The 798-nt window shown below is 58.9% G+C and carries 1 protein-coding gene; it reads left to right on the top strand.

Annotated features, from left to right (window positions below):
* Positions 1–193: 193 nt before the first annotated feature.
* Positions 194–798 (top strand): recombinase family protein (locus H6M51_RS24190; protein ID WP_185812308.1); only part of this gene is annotated, 605 nt, incomplete at its 3' end.

Below are 798 nucleotides of genomic sequence, written 5' to 3' on the forward strand. Positions count from 1 at the left end.
ACTGAGAAGGTCGGCAATAATTGCCACGCTTCTCACCTTTGCTGATCCCCTCACGACAACTGCCAAACCGGAATTTCGTCCGATACGCGCCCTTGCCAGGTCATGACGACCTGGCTCTGGCCGGGGCTCCCAAGCTGTCCCGGCCAGGCTAAGCATGTCTCTCACGCGCAATCTGTTTATGAATGAGCACCCAATGCCCAAGAAAGTTTTGTTCTACGCCCGCTACTCGACCGACCGCCAGAATGAGGTCTCGATTGAGACCCAGACCGAACTCGGCAAGAAGTTCGTTGCCGACAGGGGCTGGACGCTGTGCGGCGTTTACTCCGACTCCGCAATCAGCGGAACCTCGTTCACCTCTCGCCCCGGCATCCAGCAGCTTCTCGCGCATGTGAAGCGCGAACACATTGATGTGGTACTCTGCGTCAATGTCGACCGCCTGTCGCGTGATGTCGAGCACACGTCGAAGATCCTGAAGGATCTCAATTTCCAGGACTGCGCCATCTGGACCGTCGAAGCCGGCCGGGCGGTCACAGATATGGAACTGCACATGCGTTCCACGATGAGCCATGAACTCGTCGAGCAGGGCCGAACCCGCACCCGCGAGGGTATGAAGACGGCGGTCCGCAAGGGGAAGGCCTCGACTTGCCTAGCCTATGGCTACAAGCTCTCGCAACAGCGTGACGAACTCGGCGACCGCATCAGGGGATTGCGGGATATCGATCCCGAGAAGGCTGAGATCGTTCGTCGCATCTTCGTGCTTTACGCCGATGGCATGTCCCCGCGAGACATTGCCCAGCT

It is taken from the genome of Rhizobium sp. AQ_MP, assembly GCF_014237835.1.
Taxonomy (GTDB): domain Bacteria; phylum Pseudomonadota; class Alphaproteobacteria; order Rhizobiales; family Rhizobiaceae; genus Allorhizobium.